Annotated in this window: 17 protein-coding genes; 6 read left to right on the top strand and 11 right to left on the bottom strand. The window is 73.8% G+C overall.

The window, feature by feature from the left end:
* Positions 1 to 262 precede the first annotated feature (262 nt).
* The 6 genes from B9W62_RS30590 to B9W62_RS30565 all read right to left on the bottom strand — a co-directional run bounded on the left by B9W62_RS30590 (position 263) and on the right by B9W62_RS30565 (position 7,068).
* Positions 263 to 466 carry a hypothetical protein gene (locus tag B9W62_RS30590; RefSeq protein WP_087810182.1) on the bottom strand — a complete coding sequence of 68 codons (204 nt, stop codon included), beginning with the start codon at positions 464 to 466 and terminating at the stop codon, positions 263 to 265.
* Positions 467 to 468: 2 nt separating this feature from the next.
* On the bottom strand, positions 469 to 1,716 hold the full coding sequence (locus B9W62_RS30585; protein ID WP_087810181.1) for an MFS transporter: 1,248 nt from the start codon (positions 1,714 to 1,716) through the stop codon (positions 469 to 471).
* A gap of 67 nt (positions 1,717 to 1,783) precedes the next feature.
* On the bottom strand, positions 1,784 to 3,256 hold the full coding sequence (locus B9W62_RS30580; RefSeq protein ID WP_087810180.1) for a CitMHS family transporter: 1,473 nt from the start codon (positions 3,254 to 3,256) through the stop codon (positions 1,784 to 1,786).
* Between the two features lie 123 nt (positions 3,257 to 3,379).
* Complete coding sequence (locus B9W62_RS30575; RefSeq protein WP_087810179.1) at positions 3,380 to 5,623, bottom strand: molybdopterin oxidoreductase family protein; 2,244 nt, start codon at positions 5,621 to 5,623, stop codon at positions 3,380 to 3,382.
* Between the two features lie 139 nt (positions 5,624 to 5,762).
* Positions 5,763 to 6,392, bottom strand: a complete 630-nt coding sequence (locus tag B9W62_RS30570) for a TetR/AcrR family transcriptional regulator (protein WP_087810178.1) — start codon at positions 6,390 to 6,392, stop codon at positions 5,763 to 5,765.
* A gap of 106 nt (positions 6,393 to 6,498) precedes the next feature.
* Positions 6,499 to 7,068 carry a hypothetical protein gene (locus tag B9W62_RS30565; RefSeq protein ID WP_087810177.1) on the bottom strand — a complete coding sequence of 190 codons (570 nt, stop codon included), beginning with the start codon at positions 7,066 to 7,068 and terminating at the stop codon, positions 6,499 to 6,501.
* A gap of 223 nt (positions 7,069 to 7,291) precedes the next feature.
* Between B9W62_RS30565 and hmgA the strand changes: the two genes are divergently transcribed.
* From hmgA to B9W62_RS30550, 3 genes are read left to right on the top strand one after another with little or no spacing between them, the layout of a single operon-like run.
* On the top strand, positions 7,292 to 8,617 hold the full coding sequence (gene hmgA / locus B9W62_RS30560) for a homogentisate 1,2-dioxygenase (RefSeq protein WP_087810176.1): 1,326 nt from the start codon (positions 7,292 to 7,294) through the stop codon (positions 8,615 to 8,617).
* 27 nt (positions 8,618 to 8,644) lie between these two features.
* Entirely contained in the window at positions 8,645 to 9,394 is a 750-nt protein-coding gene (locus B9W62_RS30555) for a GntR family transcriptional regulator (RefSeq protein WP_087810175.1), read from the top strand.
* Positions 9,395 to 9,416: 22 nt separating this feature from the next.
* Positions 9,417 to 10,577, top strand: a complete 1,161-nt coding sequence (locus B9W62_RS30550) for a type ISP restriction/modification enzyme (protein WP_179235751.1) — start codon at positions 9,417 to 9,419, stop codon at positions 10,575 to 10,577.
* A gap of 25 nt (positions 10,578 to 10,602) precedes the next feature.
* Here the strand turns inward: B9W62_RS30550 and B9W62_RS30545 are convergent, their stop codons facing one another.
* On the bottom strand, positions 10,603 to 11,307 hold the full coding sequence (locus tag B9W62_RS30545; protein ID WP_087810173.1) for a TetR/AcrR family transcriptional regulator: 705 nt from the start codon (positions 11,305 to 11,307) through the stop codon (positions 10,603 to 10,605).
* 63 nt (positions 11,308 to 11,370) lie between these two features.
* Between B9W62_RS30545 and B9W62_RS30540 the strand changes: the two genes are divergently transcribed.
* Both B9W62_RS30540 and B9W62_RS30535 read left to right on the top strand, forming a co-directional pair.
* Positions 11,371 to 12,366: an ATP-binding cassette domain-containing protein gene (locus B9W62_RS30540; protein ID WP_087810172.1), complete on the top strand. Its 996-nt coding sequence runs from the start codon at positions 11,371 to 11,373 to the stop codon at positions 12,364 to 12,366.
* A complete protein-coding gene (locus B9W62_RS30535) occupies positions 12,363 to 13,178 on the top strand; it encodes an ABC transporter permease (RefSeq protein ID WP_087810171.1) in 816 nt (271 codons plus the stop codon). Before B9W62_RS30540 ends, B9W62_RS30535 begins: the two co-directional genes overlap by 4 nt.
* Positions 13,179 to 13,411: 233 nt before the next feature.
* On the opposite strand, the gene B9W62_RS30530 is transcribed toward B9W62_RS30535, so the two are convergent.
* The 3 genes from B9W62_RS30530 to sigK form a co-directional block, all read right to left on the bottom strand.
* Positions 13,412 to 13,681, bottom strand: a complete 270-nt coding sequence (locus B9W62_RS30530) for a hypothetical protein (protein WP_087810170.1) — start codon at positions 13,679 to 13,681, stop codon at positions 13,412 to 13,414.
* Positions 13,682 to 13,796: 115 nt separating this feature from the next.
* Positions 13,797 to 14,549: an anti-sigma factor gene (locus B9W62_RS30525; RefSeq protein WP_087810169.1), complete on the bottom strand. Its 753-nt coding sequence runs from the start codon at positions 14,547 to 14,549 to the stop codon at positions 13,797 to 13,799.
* The gene (gene sigK, locus B9W62_RS30520) at positions 14,546 to 15,088 is read right to left on the bottom strand and encodes an ECF RNA polymerase sigma factor SigK (RefSeq protein ID WP_087810168.1); all 543 of its coding nucleotides are present in this window, start codon (positions 15,086 to 15,088) and stop codon (positions 14,546 to 14,548) included. Before sigK ends, B9W62_RS30525 begins: the two co-directional genes overlap by 4 nt.
* A gap of 199 nt (positions 15,089 to 15,287) precedes the next feature.
* Here sigK and B9W62_RS30515 point away from each other — a divergent pair, with 199 nt between their 5' ends.
* Complete coding sequence (locus B9W62_RS30515; protein WP_087810167.1) at positions 15,288 to 17,036, top strand: serine/threonine-protein kinase; 1,749 nt, start codon at positions 15,288 to 15,290, stop codon at positions 17,034 to 17,036.
* On the opposite strand, the gene B9W62_RS30510 is transcribed toward B9W62_RS30515, so the two are convergent.
* Positions 17,006 to 17,812 (bottom strand): SGNH family lipase, encoded by an 807-nt coding sequence (locus tag B9W62_RS30510; RefSeq protein ID WP_087810166.1) that lies wholly within the window; start codon positions 17,810 to 17,812, stop codon positions 17,006 to 17,008. The genes B9W62_RS30515 and B9W62_RS30510 overlap by 31 nt on opposite strands.
* Positions 17,813 to 18,017: the final 205 nt, after the last annotated feature.

Here is an 18,017-nt window from a genome sequence, read left to right as displayed (position 1 = left end):
AGTCACGGAAGTTAACGGACCGTGCCCGGCCGGGGGAAGACGCTGGACCACAACTCGGCGCGAACGTCCACTTGGTGAGAAAGCGGACGCCCACATTCAGCCGTCTCGGTCGCCCTGAGGGGGTCCCGGTCTCCCCCGTCCGGCGTCTCGGTCTCCCCGTCCAGCGCCTCGGTGTCGCCCCGTCCGGCGCCTCGGTCTCCCCGCCCAGCGCCTCGGTCCCCCCGTGGAGTGTCTCGGGCACCCTGTCGGGGTCCCGGTCGCCTCAGTCCCCTCCCAGGGTGGTGCTGTCGCCGCTCCGGTTGCGGTTGCCGGTGGAGCGGCCGGACGCGCGGACCAGTTCGCCCGCCGCCATCGTCGCCTTCGCCACCACCCGGGTCCAGGGCGGGCCGCCGCGAGCCGCCCACACGACGCAGGCGCAGCCCGCCACCACCAGGACCAGGATCACCGACAGAACGAACAGGATCATGCTCAGCCCTTCGCTTCCCGACAGGGCCGGCTGTCACCGGCCCGGTCCTGGACATCCTGCCCCACCGCCGGACGCCGCCCGCCGCCCGCCGACGGGGCCCGCAGGGCGACGCCGGAGGAGAGCAGGAGCAGCCCGCCCAGCATCACGAACGGCGCGGCCACGCCCGCCACGCCCGCGATCAGGCCCGCGGCGGCGGGGGCGGCGACCTGGCCGAGGCGGTTGCCGGTCAGCCGCAGGGCGAGGGCCGTGGAGCGCGCCTCGTCGGGGGCCGCCTGCACGACCGTGGTCATGGACAGCGGCTGGCCGACGCCCAGGCAGAAGCCGAGGACGACCAGCATCAGCGCGAGCGCCCACACCGGCACCGGCAGCGCGACCCCGGCGCACAGCAGGGCGGCCAGCAGGCACGTCGTCGTGAGCAGCACCGTGCGGCCGAGCAGCCGCAGCAGCGGCGTCAGCACGAGCCGGCAGGCGATCGTGGCGGCGGCCCGCAGGCTGAGCAGTACGCCGATCACGGCCGGGGAGATCCCGCGGTGCTCGCCGACCACCGGCAGGTAGGCGGTGAGGATGTCGGTCGCGGAGAGCACGGACAGGCTGATCAGGATGCCGGCCGGCACGCCCCGGGCGCGCAGGATGCTTCCCACGGGGACGCGCGCGCCCCCTCCCGTACGGGAACCGGCGGCTGCGGGGTGCTCTATGCGCCACAGGGAGGTGAAGGCGGCCGCCGCGCCCGCGCCCGCCACCACCAGGGCCAGCGCGCTGCTGCCGGCCATGTCGGGGCCGCCGATCAGCGCGCCCGCGGCGATGGGGCCGATCAGCTGGCCGAGCGAGGCGCCGATGGTGAAGTGGCCGAAGTTGCGGTCCTGTTCGTGCGGCGCGGACTGACGGGCGACCAGTGACTGGGCGCCGATGACGAAGCAGAGGTGCCCGAGGCCCATGACACCGCTCCACAGGGCCATGGTCCACAGGGACCCGGCGGCACCGCTCAGCGCGCAGCCTCCGGCGATGAGCACCACCCCGACCGGCAGCAGCGGCGCGCAGCGGCCGTGGTCGGTGCGGCGGCCCAGCGGTACGGCGGCGAACAGCGGCAGCAGCGCGTACACACCGGCGATGACACCGACGGCCCGTTCGTCCGCGCCCAGCGCGAGCGCCCGGTAGGAGACGGCGGGCCGGGCCATCGACACCGCCGCCTGCGCGAAGCCGAAGGCGATGACGAGGCGGAGCAGCCAGCCGCGGTTCCCACCGGGCACCATGATCACGCTTCCTTCCGACGACCCGACAATCCGACGCCCTCTGACGATCTCCGACGATCTCCGACGATCAGATGATGCCGAACAGGATGCCCGCCGCGAGGATCACCAGGCTCGTCAGGACGGCCCACTTCACCACGAACCGCGTGTGGTCGCCGAACTCGACCTTGGCCATGCCGACCAGGACGTACACGGCCGGGACGAGCGGGCTCGACATGTGCAGCGGCTGGCCGACGATCGAGGCGCGGGCGATCTCCAGCGTCGACACGCCGTGCGCCTGCCCGGCCTCGGCGAGCACCGGCAGGACGCCGAAGTAGAAGCCGTCGTTCGACATGAAGTACGTCAGCGGCAGGCTCAGCAGGCCGGTGACCAGGCCCATCTGCGGGCCCATGCCGTCGGGGATGGTGTCCACCAGCCAGTTGGCCATGTGGTCCACCATGCCGGTGCCGGTGAGGACGCCGGTGAAGACGGCGGCGGCGAAGACCATGCCGGAGACGTTGAGGACGTTGTCGGCGTGGGCCGCGATACGGGCCTTCTGGTCGGGGATGTGCGGGAAGTTGACGGTGAGGGCGAGCGCGGCGCCGAGCAGGAAGAGCACCGGGATCGGCAGCAACTCCATGATCATGGCGGTGAGCAGCGCGACCGTGAGCAGCGCGTTGAACCAGTACAGCCTGGGCCGCAGGGTGGGCCGGTTCGGGTCGAGGCCCTGGAAGTCGTCACCGGACGCGCCGCTCGACGCGCCGCCGGACGCGCCGCCGGACCCGGCCTCCCCGTCGGCCGCCTCGCCCGGGCCGCCCGCAGCACCGCGAGCCGCACCGGAACGGGCACCGGACCCACCGGAGCCGGCACCCGCACCCGCACCCGCACCGACCAGCACCGTCTCGGTCTTCGTCTCCGGCTCCCGCACCAGCGCCTCGTCCAGCGTCAGCGTGCCCACCCGCCTGCGCTCGCGCAGACCCAGCACGTACGCCAGGACGACGACCGCGACGAGACCGACGGCCAGGGCCGGGATCATCGGGACGAAGATGTCGGTGGCGTCGACCTTCAGCGCGGTGGCGGCGCGGGCGGTGGGGCCGCCCCAGGGCAGCGTGTTCATCACGCCGTTGGCCATCGCGGCGACGCCGGTCATCACGACCAGGCTCATCTTGAGCCGCTTGTACAGCGGATACATCGCCGAGACCGTGATCATGAAGGTGGTGGAGCCGTCCCCGTCCAGCGAGACGATCGCGGCGAGCAGCGCCGTGCCGACGACGACGCGCATCGGGTCGGCCTTGCAGAACCTCAGGATGGCCCGGACGATCGGGTCGAAGAGCCCGACGTCGATCATCACACCGAAGTAGACGATCGCGAACATGAGCATCGCCGCGGTGGGGGCGAGACTGGACACGCCGTCGATGACGTAGTCACCGAGGTGGGCGCCCTTGCCGACGAACACGCAGAACAGCGCGGGAATCAGCACGAGCGCCGCGATCGGCGACATCTTCTTCATCATGATCAGGACCAGGAAGGTCGCGATCATGGCGAAGCCGAGGATGGTCAGCATGAGTGAGTACCTAACGTTCGCCCTTGAACATCCCACCGGGGCAGGCGGTGCGAGCGACGTTAGGTGGCGCGTCGGAGCGTTAACAAGACGTTGACATGCGAGCAATAAGCGCAAAACTCCAGGTCACGGCTTTGCGCCGGTCAGCGGTGTGAGCGTGACGGGTACGCCGTTGAGGACCGCGTTGCCCGACAGCGGGTCGAGCATGCTGCCGTCCAGCAGCTGGTTGACGTTGACGCCGGGGTCGGCGGCGGCGTGCGTCTGACGGGTGCCGGGCCGGTCGTGGCCCCAGCCGTGCGGGAGGCTCACCACGCCGGGCCGGACCGCGTCGGTGACCTCGGCGGGCGCGGTGACCTCTCCCCCGGCTCCCTTGACCCGCACGGGCTGTCCGCCGCCCACGCCCAGCCGTTCGGCGTCCTCGGGGTGCAGTTGGAGGGTGCAGCGGTTGGAGCCGCCGGTGAGGGCGGGGACGTTGTGCAGCCAGCTGTTGTTGGAGCGCAGGTGGCGGCGGCCGACGAGGACGAGCCCGGCGGGGCGTTCGGCGCGGGCCCGCACGAGGCGCGGCAGGTCGGCGGCGATCGGCCCCGGCAGCAGCTCCACCTTGCCGCTGCGGGTCTTCAGGGGCTGCGGCAGGCGCGGGCGCAGCGGGCCGAGGTCGATGCCGTGCGGGTGGGCGAGGAGCCGCTCCAGGGTCAGCCCGTCCGGCCGGGCGCCGAACCCGTCGCCGTAGGGGCCGAGGCGCAGCATCAGATCGAGGCGCCGTTCGGGGCCGTTCTCGCCGGTGAGGAGGGCGGTGAGCGCGTCGGGCTCGCGGCCGTGCACGGGTGAGTGCGGCTCCCGTACGGCCTTGGCGAGGGTCTGCTCGATCACCGTCTCGTCGACGGCGGCGGGGTCGGTGCCGTGCGCCCCGGTGACGGCCAGGGTGAGCCGGGCGAGGATCTCCGTCTCGGCCATCCTGCCGGGCTCCAGCGGGACGGCGGGACGGGTGTAGCGGACCTGGTTGCGCACGGCGAGGGTGTTGAAGGCGAAGTCGTGGTGCGGGCTCTGGGCCGGCGGGGGCGGCGGCAGGACGACGTGGGCGTGGCGGGAGGTCTCGTTGAGGTAGGGGTCGACGCTCACCATGAAGTCGAGGGAGTCCAGCGCCTTGTCGAGCCGGTCGCCGTCGGGCGCGGACAGCACGGGGTTGGCGGCGACGGTGAGCAGCGCGCGGACGGGCTCGCCCGCGTCGGTGGCGGTGTCGATCTCCTCGGCGAGGGCGGACAGGGGCAGTTCGCCCTTCGCCTCGGGGTGTCCGCTCACCCGGGAGTGCCAGCGGCCGAGCGCGAACCCGCGGCCGGGTCCGGCGGGGCGCGGGGTGCGGTCGGTGGCGGCCTGCGGGAAGAGCGCGCCGCCGGGCCGGTCGAGGTTGCCGGTGAGGATGTTGAGGACGTCCACGAGCCAGCTGGCGAGGGTGCCGTGCGGGACGGTGCAGCTGCCGATGCGGCCGTAGACGGCGGCGGTGCGGGCGGCGGCGAGCTCGCGGGCGAGGGCGCGGGTCACCTCCGGTGCCACGTCGCAGGCGGCGGCGACGGACTCGGGGGTGAAGTCCCGTACGGCGTCGCGGACTTCGCCGATCCCCTCGACGTGCGGGGCGAGGGCGCCGAGGTCGGCCAGGTCCTCCTCGTACAGGACGTGGACCATCGCGGCCAGCAGCAGCGCGTCGGTGCCGGGGCGGATCGCGACGTGCCGGTCGGCGAGCTTCGCGGTGCGGGTGCGGCGCGGGTCGACGACGGTGAGGGTGCCGCCGCGCGCCCTGAGCGCCTTGAGCCGGCCGGGGAAGTCGGGGGCGGTGCACAGACTGCCGTTGGACTCCAGCGGGTTGGCACCGATCAGGAGCAGGTGGTCGGTGCGGTCGAGGTCGGGCACCGGGATGGCGTTCGCGTCGCCGAAGAGCAGCCCGCTGGAGACGTGCTTGGGCATCTGGTCGACGGTGGAGGCGGTGAAGAGGCTGCGGCTGCCCAGGGCGCCGAGCAGGACGTTCGGGTAGAGGGCGCCGGCCATGGTGTGGACGTTGGGGTTGCCGAGGACGACACCGACGGCGTGCGGTCCGTACCGCTCGACGACGGGCCGGACACCGGCGGCGACCGCGTCGAAGGCCTCCTCCCAGGTGGCCTCGCGCAGTGCGCCGTCCCTGCGCACCAGGGGCGTGCGCAGCCGGTCGGGGTCGGAGTCGACGGCCCCGAAGGAGGCGCCCTTGGGGCAGATGAAACCGCGGCTGAAGACGTCGTCCCGGTCGCCGCGGGCCGCGGTGACCGTCGTGCCGTCGATGGTGAGGGCCAGGCCGCAGGTGGCCTCGCACAGGGGGCAGATACGCAGGGCGGTGCGGGGCACGGGTCCTCCCGGAAGGCGGCGGTTCGCTCGGGGCGGCGGTGACGCTCTCTGCCGAGCGAGCATACCGACCGGTAGGCATGTTGGGGAGGCCTTGCACCGACTGCCGCGTGAACACCTGTGGAGCCGTGAGGCCGGCCCGTCAGTCCAGCACCCGCCCCAGATACGCCCGCAGCAGCTCCCGGGCCTCCTCGATGATCTTCTCGTCCCCGTCCGGTGCCACCCGGAAGGCGAGTTGGACGAGGGTGTCGGCGGTCTCCACGGCGACGAGGAAGACGCGGCGCAGGTCGTCGTCGGGGCGGCGGCCCAGATAGCCGGAGAGCAGTTCGGTGAGTCGCTCGGCGACGCGGTGATTGGGGACGGCGTTGCGGTCGCCGACCGGGATCTGGTTGCCGAAGTCGATCAGGGAGAAGCCGGGAGCGGTCCGCTTCATCGCCAGGTACTCGTCGAGCACGGCGTCCAGCGCGCCGCGCCAGCCACCGCCGTCCGGCCCCGAGTCCGTCTCCGTCAGCCGTTCGGTCACCCGCTCCGCGTAGCGCTCGAGGTTGCGCTGGGCCAGGGCGTCGGCCATCTGCCGCTTGTTGCCGAAGAAGCGGTACACGGACCCGATGGGGACGTCCGCGCGCAGTGCCACGGCCCGGGTGCTCAGGGCGTCGTAGCCCACCTCGTCGAGGAGGTCGGCGCAGGCGTCGAGGATCCGGGTCAGCCGTTCGGCGCTGCGCCGCTGTACGGGGGCACGGCGGAGCGGGGTCGCGTGGGACACGCTGCTCATGATGCCCTCCGGGACCGGCCGGGTGAACCGTGCCCTCCGGAAGAGCCGGCCGCACCGTGCGGACCCGGCCCTTGGGGGCGCGGGGCGGGCGCGGCGGGCGCGGCGCTCACCGGTCCGCCGCCGGTTCGGTGACCGTCCGGCCCTCGACCTCCTCCGGCTGCGTCGCCCCGGTCGGCTCGGCGTCCGACGCCGTGATGTCCGCCGTGCTCTCCACGGGCTCGCCGTCGACGGCCCAGACGGTGTCGTCGTCGGCGTACAGACGGACCGTGACCTGGTGCGTGCCGCGCGGGACCAGGTCGGCGGGGAGGCGGTACCGGGGGCCGCGCAGGCGGGTGAGGAGGTCGCCGTCGAGGAAGAGGTGGGCGACGCCGCGGCCGGCCACCGCCTTCGCCTCCGTGCCGTTCGGCGAGAAGCGGAAGTCGCGGACGGTCAGGCGGACGTCCCAGCTGTCGTCGGTCTCGGGCTGCACCTCGATCCCGACCTCGGGGGCGTGCTCGGCGTCCACCTCGCGGTAGCGCCGGCCCTCCTCGTCGGTGACGTCGAGCAGCCTGCCCACCGGTGTGGCCGAATTTCCGGCCTCCGGTTCACCCACGTCACCCGAGCCGCAGCCCGCCGATCCCGTCAACAGCAGGACACAGACCGCGAGCACGGCGAGCACTCCCCGCGTCCACGACATGACGCGAGACTAGAACACGGGTCCGACACTCCGGATCCCCCGGGGGTCTGGTTCCGGTCATCCTCGGGACGGACGACCGGGCGGACGCGGTGCGGGGAAGCCTGCTCAGGGGCCCCTCCTGCGCCAAGTCCCCCACGCCCTCTTGCGCCCGGGAAACCGCAATCCTACGGTGTGCCATAGGAATGGCACCGGAATCGGGTGTCGGGCTGCGAGGGAGCGAGCGATGAGCGGGGACGCGCGGAAGACCGCGGAGGGGCTGGCCTATCTGTCCGGTTTCGGCAACGAGCACAGCTCGGAGGCCGTGGCGGGCGCACTGCCCGAGGGCCGGAACTCTCCGCAGCGGGCGCCGCTGGGCCTGTACGCGGAGCAGCTGAGCGGCACGGCGTTCACGGAGCCGAGGGCACACAACCGGCGCTCGTGGCTGTACCGGATCCGCCCGTCGGCCGCGCACCCCGCGTTCACCCGCACGGGCAACGGCGCGATCCGCACGGCGCCCTTCAACCAGGCCGTGCCGGACCCGAACCGGCTGCGGTGGAACCCGCTGCCGGTGCCCGGGCCGGCCACGGACTTCGTCGACGGCCTGTGGACGCTCGGCGGCAACGGCGACGCGACCCAGCGCACCGGCATGGCCGTGCACCTCTACCACGCGACGGCGTCCATGGAGCGCGTCTTCAGCGACGCGGACGGCGAGCTGCTGATCGTCCCGGAACGCGGCGGACTGCTGCTGCGCACCGAGTTCGGGCTGCTGCACGCCGAGCCGGGCCACGTCGCGCTGATCCCGCGCGGGGTGCGTTTCCGCGTGGAGCTGCTGGACGCGGACGCCCGCGGCTATGTCTGCGAGAACTACGGCGCGCCCTTCCGGCTCCCCGACCTGGGGCCGATCGGTGCCAACGGCCTGGCCAACGCCCGGGACTTCCGGGCACCGGTCGCCGCGTACGAGGACGACGACAGCGCGGCGGGCCCGGTGGAGGTGGTCAACAAGTTCTGCGGCAACCTCTGGACCGCCCGGTACGACCACTCCCCGCTGGACGTCGTCGCCTGGCACGGCAACCACGTCCCGTACGTCTACGACCTGCGCCGCTTCAACGTCATCGGCACCATCTCGTACGACCACCCGGACCCGTCGATCTTCACGGTGCTCACCTCCCCGTCGGACACCCCGGGGCTCGCCGGTGTCGACTTCGTGGTGTTCGCGCCGCGCTGGCTGGTGGGCGAGGACACCTTCCGGCCGCCGTACTTCCACCGGAACGTGATGAGCGAGTACATGGGCCTGATCGAGGGGGCCTACGACGCCAAGGCGGAGGGCTTCGTGCCGGGCGGCGGCTCGCTGCACAACATGATGTCCGCGCACGGGCCGGACCGGGAGACCTTCGACCGGGCGAGCGCCGCCGAGCTGAGGCCGCAGCGGATCGACGACGGACTGGCGTTCATGTTCGAGACGCGGTGGCCGGTGACCCTCACCCCGCAGGCGGCCCGCGCCGAGCACCTCCAGCCCCGCTACGACGACGTCTGGCAGGGCCTGGAGCGGCACTTCCGCCCCTTGCACTGAGGTTTCCCCTACCGGTACGGATGGCCCGTGACCTCCTTCGCCCCGGACTCCATCGTCCTGAACCGCAAGCTGCCGCTCTGGTACCAGGTGTCGCAGTCGCTGCGCGCCTCGATACTCGGCCGCTCGCCCCGGGACCCGCTGCGCCTGCCCACCGAGGAGCAGTTGGCGGGGCACTACGGGGTGAGCGTGCTGACCATGCGGCAGGCGCTAAAGGAGCTGGAGGACGAGGGGCTGATCACCCGCCACCGCCGGCGGGGCACCTTCATCGAACCGCACGCCCGCCGGGGCGCCCCGGTGCGGCTGCTCGGCTCGGTGGACGCGATCGTGGCCCAGCAGTCCGGCATGAAGGCCGAACTGCTGGACCACGGCACCGCCCCCGTGCCCGCCGAACTCGCCGAGTACTTCCCGGAACTGCCGGAGGTGGCGACGTACCACCGGCTGCGCTGCGACGAGAAGACCGGCGAGCCGACCAACCACGCCCGCAACTACGTCCGTCCGGAGCTGGCCGCACGCATCGACCCGGACGACCTCGCCCGGTGGCCGATGACGAAGGTGCTGCGGGACGTGGTGGGCATGGACATCAGCCGGATCACCGACACCGTCGAGGCCCGGCTCGCGGACCCGGAGACGGCACGGCTGCTCGAAGTCCCGCTGCTCAGCCCGATCCTGCACTACACGGGCATCACCTACGACGGCGCGGGCCGGGTGCTCGACGTGGCCGTCATCCACTACCGGGGCGACCGGTTCTCCTTCACGGTCACCCTGGATGCCACGTGAGGCCGCGGCGCCCCGTCGTACGATGCCCGGCGTGACGCACGACGACGCCCCGCCGCTGGCGGACCTCATGCCGTGGTCCGTCGCACCGCCGCGGCTCGGCCGGGGGTGGCCGACGGCTCCCGACGCGGCGTCCCTCAAGGCCCGCTGGGACGCCCTGCTGAAGGCCGAGGGACCCGACCGGGCGACCCTGTTCGAGCCGACCCGCTCGCGCACGCCGTACTCGGCGGTCGGGCGGCTGCCGGGCGGCACCGGGGGCACCGAGCGGCTGGCGCGGGCCGTGGGGCCCTGCCCCGAGCCGGTCCGGGTGCTGCGCGCGCCGTTCGACGAGCAGTGGCTGATCCCCGACCACCGGCTGATCGACGCGGCCCGTCCGGAGCTGTGGCGGGTGGCGGACGCGCGGCAGGTGTTCGTGGTGGAGACGCCGGACGCCGCCGGCCCGCCGCTGCTCCTAGCGACCTCGCTGCTGCCGCTGTTCGGCCCGGCGCGCGTCCGCCCGCTGCACCGCCGCCCCGGCGGCGCGGAGCCCAACCTCGCCCCGGGCCTGCTGGACCACCTGGCCGCCCGCCTCGGTCTGCGTCCCGGGCCACTGGACGTGCTCGCCTGGGCGGTGGCGGCCGTGCGGCCCGGTGCGCTGGTCCCGCTCACCGCGGACCGGGCCCTGTGGGAGCGCGGGGTCGAACTGGGGCGGCGCGCCCTGTGGCTGATGCGCCGCGACGGGGAGCGCCCCAAGCTGCCCGGAGGCCGCCGCCCGTACGTCCGCGCCCCGCTGCCGCCGCGCCCGCTGACCCTGCGCTACGACCGGGACGAGGAGGCTCTCTTCCTGGACGAGGGCCGGGTCTCCCCCGTGCCGCCCGGTGCCTGGGACTTCGAGGTGGGCGGCGTGCGGGTGCTGGAGCAGTGGTTCGCGGCCCGCACGGCCGAGGGCGAGCCGGGCACGCTGACGGCGATCCGTCCGGTCGGCTGGCCGCAGACGTGGACGTCCGAACTGCTGGAACTGATCACGGTCCTCGCCCTGCTGCACGAAGTCCGGTGTGCGTGCCGGGAGTTGACCATCACGGCCCGGATCACCGCGGGCGAGCTGCGCGAGGCGGGCGTCCTGCCGGTGCCGGCGTCGGCCCGCCGGCCCGCTTCCGTCCTGGACGGCCGGGAGGAGGGGCCGGAGGGGCAGCTGGCGCTGCTGTGACCCCCGGCGGACTCGGCGGTGCCGCTCAGGCGAACCCGTCCAGCACCCGCGTCAGCGCCCGCTCGAAGACGCCCTCCAGGTCGATCGGGCCCGCGTCCTCGGCGAAGGACGCCGCCAGCCTCGGGTAGGCGCCGCTCGCGACCTGCCGGCCGAGGTAGGCGATGCGCACCGCGTGCTCCTGCTCCTGGGACCAGGGCAGCGAGCGGGTGCGCTCGACGGTGGCGATCTCGTTGCCGACGTACGTGGTCACCACGCCGTTGACCATCGCGATCAGCTCCATCTTGGTGCCGTAGGGCGCCTCGAAGGGGTCCAGGCAGGCCAGGCAGTGCTCCAGGTAGCGCAGGGCGTGGGGGCTGAAGCCGTAGACCGGGGACATCAGGCGGGGCAGCCAGGTGTGGCGGTGCATCAGGGCGCGGGTCTGGTGGGCGACGCGGATCAGGTCCGCGCGCCAGTCGCCGCTCGGCTCCCACAGCTCGTGCTCGCCGCTGACCGCGTCCATCATCAGCTCGTACAGGTCCTCCTTGCGGGGGACGTAGTTGTAGAGCGACATGGTGCCGCAGCCCAGTTCACCGGCGACGCGGCGCATCGTGACCGCGTCCAGGCCCTCGGCGTCGGCGATCCGCACCGCGGCGGCGGCGATGTCGGCGCGGGAATACGCCGGTCTCGGCCCCCGGCCGGTGCGCTCGGGGCGCGACCAGATCACTTCGGGTACGGCCGCTCGGCCCGTCATCGTGCATCACCTCGGCCACCATCCTAGTTACGTACAGCGTACGTAGTGCGCTATGGTCGACGCATGACTACTACGTACGCTGTACTTAGTGAGGGTCTGGAGAAGCGCTTCGGCACCGTGCACGCGCTGCGCGGCCTGGATCTAGCGGTGGCCGAGGGCACCGTCTGCGGGCTGCTCGGGCCGAACGGGGCCGGCAAGACCACGGCGGTCCGGCTGCTGACGACGCTGCTGCGGCCGGACGCGGGGTCGGCGCGGATCGCCGGGCACGACCTCGTGCGCGAGGCCGCCGCGGTCCGCCGCCGGATCGGGGTGACCGGGCAGTACGCGTCGGTGGACGGGGACCTCACCGGACGGCAGAACCTGCGGCTGTTCGCCCGGCTGCACCGGGTGCGGGACGCGGCGGCGCGGGCCGACGAACTGCTCGACCGCTTCGGCCTGGCCGACGCCGCCGACCGGCCCGCCTCCACCCTGTCCGGCGGCATGCGGCGCCGCCTCGACCTGGCTGCGAGCCTCGTGCGCCGCCCCGAGGTGCTGTTCCTGGACGAGCCGACGACCGGACTCGACCCGGCCAGCCGCAACCGCATCTGGGAGGCCGTGCGCGCCCTGAAGGCGGACGGCACCACCGTGCTGCTCACCACGCAGTACCTGGAGGAGGCCGACCGCCTGGCCGACGACATCGCCCTGGTGGACCGCGGCCGGGTCGCGCACACCGGATCACCGGCCGAACTCAAGGCACTGGTGGGGGCGTACGCGGAGGCCGTCGTCGCGGACCCGGACGCGCTGGCGCGGGCGGCGGCGGTCCTGGACCGGGTGACCGGTGCCGAGCCGGCCCTCGACCACGAGCGGCGCACCGTCGGCGCCGTCAGCACCGATCCGACGCTGACCCTGCCGCGCCTGGTGCGCGAACTCGACGCGGCGGGCGTGCCCCTGGTGGACGCGCGCCTGCGGCCGCCGACGCTCGACGACGTCTTCCTCCGCCTGACCGACGGCGACGGCAACGGTCACAGCGACGACACCGACGACAGCGACGGCACCAACAGCAGGGAGCTGGTGGCATGAGCACGGTCACGACGGGGGCGTACGGCTCGGCGTACGGACTGGCGTACGACGGGGCGGCCATGCTGGGCCGCCAGTTGCGGCGGGTCCGGAACAATCCGGGGCTGCTGATCCTCACCCAGACCATGCCGATCACGATGCTGCTGTTCTTCGGCTACGTCTTCGGCAGCGCGCTGGCGATGCCGGGCGAGGAGTACCGGGCGTTCCTGGTGCCGGGACTGCTGGTCGCCACGGCGGCCAACGGCATCATGACGGGCATGTTCCAGGCGGCCCAGGACACCCACCGGGGCGTGACGGACCGCCTGCGCACGCTGCCGGTGAGCCGGGCCGCGGTGCCGCTCGGGCAGTCGGTCGCCGACGTGCTCGTCACGGCCGCGGGGACGGTGCCGCTGCTGCTCGTCGGGCTCGCGGTGGGCTGGCGGGTGGAGGGCGGTGCGCTCGGCGCGGCGGGCGCGCTGGGACTGCTGCTGCTGTTCCGGTTCGCGACGACCTGGATCGGGATCTATCTGGGGCTGCTCACCCGCAGCGAGGAGGCCGCCGGTCAGCTGGGCGGCGCGACCTTCATCCTTCCGCTGCTGTCCAACGCCTACATCCCGACCGACGGACTGCCGGGCTGGCTGCGCACCGTCGCGGAGTGGAACCCGATCAGCGCGGTGACCACGGCGCTGCGGGACCTCTTCGGCAACGCCCCGGTGCCGGAGGGAGCGGCCTGGCCGGTGGCCCATCCGGTCGCCGGGTCGCTGGCCTGGTGCGCGGTGCTGCTCGCGCTCTTCGTCCCGCTCGCGGTGCGCCGGTACGCGCACGGGGGCCGCTGAACGGGCCGGGGCGCGTCACCGCCGGTGGGGAGTCGGCGGGACGGAACCGCGGTGCGGGAACGGGCGGACGCGTGCGGGACGGACGGACGTACATACGGGACGGACGTACGGAGTCGGGTGTACCGGGGACGACCCGCGCTCGGGAGCACACCGGGGCGCCGCTGCGTGCCGTGGGGATGACGGACGAGTGCCGCGGCGCCGCGCCGGGAGGTGTGGCCTCCGGAGCGCGGGCCTCAGTTGCCGCCGAAGAGCGAGCGGCGCAGTCGGCGCAGTGGCGCGAACAGCGAGACCCGGCGCACCCTGGCGCCCCGGTTGCTGCGCTTGTGTGCGGGCTCACGCGCGGTCAGCTCACGCATCAGCGACGTCGCCTCCACGGTCTCCCGCTGCGGCAGGGCAGGCCCGCCGAGCACCGCGAGATGACGGTCGAGGCGCGAGCTGCTCGCGCTGCTTCCGCAGGTGATCGCAGGGACCCTTGCCCTGCTGCGCACTGTTATCTGTTCCATGTCACTCCCCACCCGTACGAGTCCACCCGGCCCGGGCAGGGTAACCCTATCGCCCCGGTACGGCATGCGTGTATCGCGGTCACAGGATTCACCTTCCCCGTAAGGGGGTTGACGATTACTCTCCGAATCCGACAGATTCCAGGGCGAGTTGGACGACCGGCTCACTCGTCGGCCGGTCCGACCCCCCGCCGGGCTCGACGGTCACCGCGAGTGACGTCGCGAAGCGGCTGAGACCGGAGGCGATCAGGGGCGTGTCGCCGTCGAAGAGCCCGAGGGAGCGCGGCTCGGCGCCGGGGCGCATCAGCCACAGTTGGCGCACGCGGTCGCCCGGCGGCTCGCCGTACCCGCTCAGGGTCACCACCGCGCGCCCCCTGGACACGGAGGCGACCACCGCGACACCGCGGCCGCGTGCGTCCGCACCGCGCGTCGCACGGGCGTCCGGAGCGGCGAGAACGTGGGCGATCTCACGTGTCCGGTCCCGTGCGGTCTCCAACTCCTCCTGGGTCTGGTGGGCCCGTGCGGCGAACAGCGCGGCGACCACGAGCGCGGCGGCGGCCGTCACCGTGGCGAACGGCACGAGCAGGGGGCGCGGCCGGACCCGTCCGCCCGACCGCCGCGGGACCGGTCCGCGGGCGGGCGCGGGCTCCTGCGCGGTGGTGCGTACGGCGGACAGGACCCGCTCGCGCAGCGCGGGCGGTGCGGGGGCGGCCGTGGACCGGGCCAGCCGGACGGCGTCCTCGGCCAGCGCCCGCACCTCGGCGGCGCAGCGGGCGCAGCCCTCCAGGTGCCGTTCGAAGCGGACCCGTTCGGCACCCTCCAGGGCGTCCAGGGCGTAGGGGGCGGCGAGCGAGTGGCCGAAGGGGCTCATGCGACGCCTCCCAGGCACTCGCGCAGGCGGCCCAGCCCGTCTCGCATCCGGGTCTTCACCGTGCCCAGCGGGAGGCGGAGCCGCTCGGCCACCTCCCGGTAGGTGTAGCCGTCGTAGTAGGCGAGGGTGACCGACTGGCGTTGCAGCGCGGTCAGGCGGTCGAGGCAGCGCCGCACCCCCTCGCGTTCGAGCCCCGCCTCGACCTCCTCCGCGACCTGGTCGAAGGCGGTCTGGTGGGCGCGGCGGGCCTCGCGCCGTTCGCGTTCGCCGGCCGCGCGGGCACTGCGCACCCGGTCGACGGCGCGGCGGTGGGCGACGGTGAGGATCCACGCCAGGGCGCTGCCCCGGCCAGGGTCGAAGCGCGCCGCGGACCGCCACAGTTCGAGCAGCACCTCCTGCGCCACCTCCTCCGACTGGGCCGGGTCGCGCACCACGCGCCGCACGAGTCCGAACACCGGCCCCGACACCAGCCCGTACAGCTCCTCGAAGGCCTTCTGGTCGCCGCCCGCCACCCGCACCAGCAGCTCGTCCGCCGCCATCCGTCCCCCTCTCCGCGGACCGTGTCCGGCCCGTCGACGCCGCCGTCGGGCGCACGCGACGGCACACCCTCCGCAGGGGTTACGGACGAGCGGCCCGAAAACGCCAGTCCCCGAGCCGGATCGGCGTCAGGGGGGCCGCATCCGCCCCGGGCTGGGCTACTTTGTGAAGGGTCCGCGCGCGACGTCATAGGGGGCGCCCGTGTCCGGAGAACCCGACGGTGAGCGTGTGATCGCCGGCCGCTACCGTCTCCTGTCCCCGCTCGGCGAGGGCGGCATGGGCACCGTGTGGCGCGCCCGCGACGAGCTGCTGCGGCGCGAGGTCGCCGTCAAGGAGGTGCGCGCCCCGGCCGGACTGCCGCAGGCCGACGTCGGGCGGATGTACGCCCGGCTGGAGCGCGAGGCGTGGGCCGCCGCCCGGATCTCCCACCCCAACGTGGTCACGGTGTACGACGTGGCCACCGACGGCGGCCGGCCGTGGATCGTGATGGAACTGGTCCGCGGGCTGTCCCTGGCCGACCTGCTGGACGCCGAGGGCTCGTTGACACCCGGGCGGGCCGCGCTGATCGGTGCCGAGGTGCTGGCCGCGCTGCGGGCCGCGCACGCCGCGGGGGTGCTGCACCGGGACGTGAAGCCGGCCAACGTGCTGCTGGCGAACGACGGCCGCGTGGTGCTCACCGACTTCGGCATCGCCAGGGTCGAGGGCAGCGAGGCGCTGACCATGACCGGCGAGGTCGTCGGCTCGCCCGAGTTCCTCGCGCCGGAACGGGCGCTGGGCCGCACGCCGGGTCCCGCGTCCGACCTGTGGTCGCTGGGCGTGCTGCTGTACGCGGCGGTGGAGGGGGTCTCGCCGTTCCGTCAGGACACGCCCCTGAGCACCCTGCGGGCGATCGTCGACGACGAGTTGCCGCCGCCGCGCCGGGCGGGGGCGCTCGGGCCGGTGGTGGAGGGCCTGCTGCGCAAGGACCCGGCCGGGCGGCTCCCGGCGGACGAGGCGGAGCGGGAGCTGCGGCTGGTGGGCGCCGGTGGGACACCGTCCGGCGGACCACGCGCCGGCGCGGCACCGTCCGGCGGATACGCCCCGACGGTCGTGGCCCACCCGGGGCCACTCGGCGCGCCGGGACCACTGGGGTCACCGGGGTCACCGGGATCACCGGGGTCATTGGGATCATCGGAGTCACCCACCGCCTCGACGCCGCCGATGCCCGTGCCGGCGGCCGGGGACACGTCCGCGCCCGGTGCGTCCGGTGCGTCGAGGGGCCGGGACCGGCGGGCGCGTGCCGTGCTGGTGGCGGGGCTGGCCGTGGTGGTCGTGGCGCTGGCCGCACTGACGTACGCGCTGCTGGACCGCTCGGACGGGAATGGGGGGACGGAGGGCTCGGGCGGGAGCCCGGGCCCGGGGGCCACGTCCGCGGCGACGGGCGGCGGCGGGTCGAGCCCGCCGGCGTCGTCCGGGAGCGGCAGCGGGGAGGGCACTCCCGCGCCGCAGTCGGTGAAGGTGTCCCTGGTCGGCTCGCGCACGCACTACACGGGGGCCTGTCCGCCGCCGCACGACCGGGCGCCCGTCTTCACGGCGACGTTCACGGTGGGGCGGCTGCCCGCGGAGGTCGGCTACCGCTGGGTGACCGCGGACGGGGCGGTCTCCGACCCGGGCTGGCGGACGCTGTCCTTCCCGTCGGGCGGCGACCGTTCGCGCCAGGACACCGTGGTGGTGACGACGCACGACGACAGCGGCGCGTTCGAGAGCGCCGTGCGCGTGGAGGTGCGGACCCCGGTGCGGGCCACGTCGAACGCGGTGGCGTTCTCGGTGACCTGCGGGACCGGGACCGGGACGGGGACGGAGACGGAGACGGAGACCCCGACCGGCGGGGCCTCCTCCGCTTCTCCTTCCGCCTCTCCTGCTTCTCCCTCCGCCCAGGGTCAGGCGGCGCCGTTGAGGACCGGCAGGTAGCCGCCGGACTGCCCGGCCGCGGTGGGGTGGTACGACTCGCCGATGTTCAGCCAGTTGACGCTGTGCAGCCAGGGGCTGCCGGAGCACAGCTCGTGGCCGGTGAAGGTGGTGCGCACGTCGCCGAAGGTGAAGCCGTGGGCGGCGGCGCGCTGGGCGATGACGGTGTTGAGGTGGTCGGAGGCCTTGTTGATCGCCGTCCGCTTGGTCTCGGACAGGCCGATGCAGGAGGTGCCGAGCTGGTAGAAGCGCGGGTAGCCGATGACGACGACGTGGGCGTTCGGCGCCTTGTCGCCGATCGCCGAGTAGACGCCGTCGAGCTTGCCGGGGAGCGTCGAGTCGACGTACGCCTCGGCGGTGGCGATCCGCGACAGGCAGGAGCTCTCGGACTGGAGCACACAGGTCGTCATGGTGTCGGCGAACCCGGCGTCGTTGCCGCCGATGCTGATCGAGACGAGGCCGGTACCGGAGCCGAGCGGGCCGAGCTGTCCGGAGAGAACATCACCCGTACGGGCGCCGGAACAGGCGGTGAAGTCGAACGTGGAGGGCGAGTGGGCGGCCGCCCACAGGTACGGGTGGGACTTCGTACTGCGCTTGCAGTCGCCGCTGGAGCTGATGTAGCTGCCCGATCCGACCCCCGAGGAGTAGGAGTCGCCGAGGGCCACATAGCCGTCGGCTGCGGCGTGTTGGGCCGCCTGGGCGGTCGCGGCCCCGGTGAGGGCGGCGCCGGCGGCGAGGAGGAGTGAACTCAGGTACCCGACAAGTCGGAAACGTCTCATGGAACCTCCCTTAGCAGGATTGCTGCCACAACCGTGGTAGCGGCTACGCGCGTTGACTGGAAGTGCTCATGTCAACAATTGGCTGACACTCGTTCACATCCGGACGAAAATCGGGCGTTTGAACGGCCGTCGGGGCGCGGCGCCTCGGGTGTCCGTGACGCACGCGGGCCCGGGAAAGCGGGTGCACGCGGCGGCCGGGTGCCCG

Origin of the sequence: Streptomyces sp. CS113 (assembly GCF_002188365.1) — a bacterium.
Taxonomy (GTDB): Bacteria; Actinomycetota; Actinomycetes; order Streptomycetales; family Streptomycetaceae; genus Streptomyces; species Streptomyces tendae.
This window is presented reverse-complemented; position numbering and strand designations above follow the sequence as displayed.

Bases quoted from the DNA above. Each gene is read 5' to 3' on its own strand.
- B9W62_RS30590 (WP_087810182.1), bottom strand. From the start codon at position 466: ATGATCCTGTTCGTTCTGTCGGTGATCCTGGTCCTGGTGGTGGCGGGC.
- B9W62_RS30585 (WP_087810181.1), bottom strand. From the start codon at position 1,716: ATGGTGCCCGGTGGGAACCGCGGCTGGCTGCTCCGCCTCGTCATCGCC.
- B9W62_RS30580 (WP_087810180.1), bottom strand. From the start codon at position 3,256: ATGCTGACCATCCTCGGCTTCGCCATGATCGCGACCTTCCTGGTCCTG.
- B9W62_RS30570 (WP_087810178.1), bottom strand. From the start codon at position 6,392: ATGAGCAGCGTGTCCCACGCGACCCCGCTCCGCCGTGCCCCCGTACAG.
- B9W62_RS30565 (WP_087810177.1), bottom strand. From the start codon at position 7,068: ATGTCGTGGACGCGGGGAGTGCTCGCCGTGCTCGCGGTCTGTGTCCTG.
- hmgA (WP_087810176.1), top strand. From the start codon at position 7,292: ATGAGCGGGGACGCGCGGAAGACCGCGGAGGGGCTGGCCTATCTGTCC.
- B9W62_RS30550 (WP_179235751.1), top strand. From the start codon at position 9,417: ATGCCCGGCGTGACGCACGACGACGCCCCGCCGCTGGCGGACCTCATG.
- B9W62_RS30545 (WP_087810173.1), bottom strand. From the start codon at position 11,307: ATGACGGGCCGAGCGGCCGTACCCGAAGTGATCTGGTCGCGCCCCGAG.
- B9W62_RS30540 (WP_087810172.1), top strand. From the start codon at position 11,371: ATGACTACTACGTACGCTGTACTTAGTGAGGGTCTGGAGAAGCGCTTC.
- B9W62_RS30535 (WP_087810171.1), top strand. From the start codon at position 12,363: ATGAGCACGGTCACGACGGGGGCGTACGGCTCGGCGTACGGACTGGCG.
- B9W62_RS30530 (WP_087810170.1), bottom strand. From the start codon at position 13,681: ATGGAACAGATAACAGTGCGCAGCAGGGCAAGGGTCCCTGCGATCACC.
- B9W62_RS30525 (WP_087810169.1), bottom strand. From the start codon at position 14,549: ATGAGCCCCTTCGGCCACTCGCTCGCCGCCCCCTACGCCCTGGACGCC.
- sigK (WP_087810168.1), bottom strand. From the start codon at position 15,088: ATGGCGGCGGACGAGCTGCTGGTGCGGGTGGCGGGCGGCGACCAGAAG.
- B9W62_RS30510 (WP_087810166.1), bottom strand. From the start codon at position 17,812: ATGAGACGTTTCCGACTTGTCGGGTACCTGAGTTCACTCCTCCTCGCC.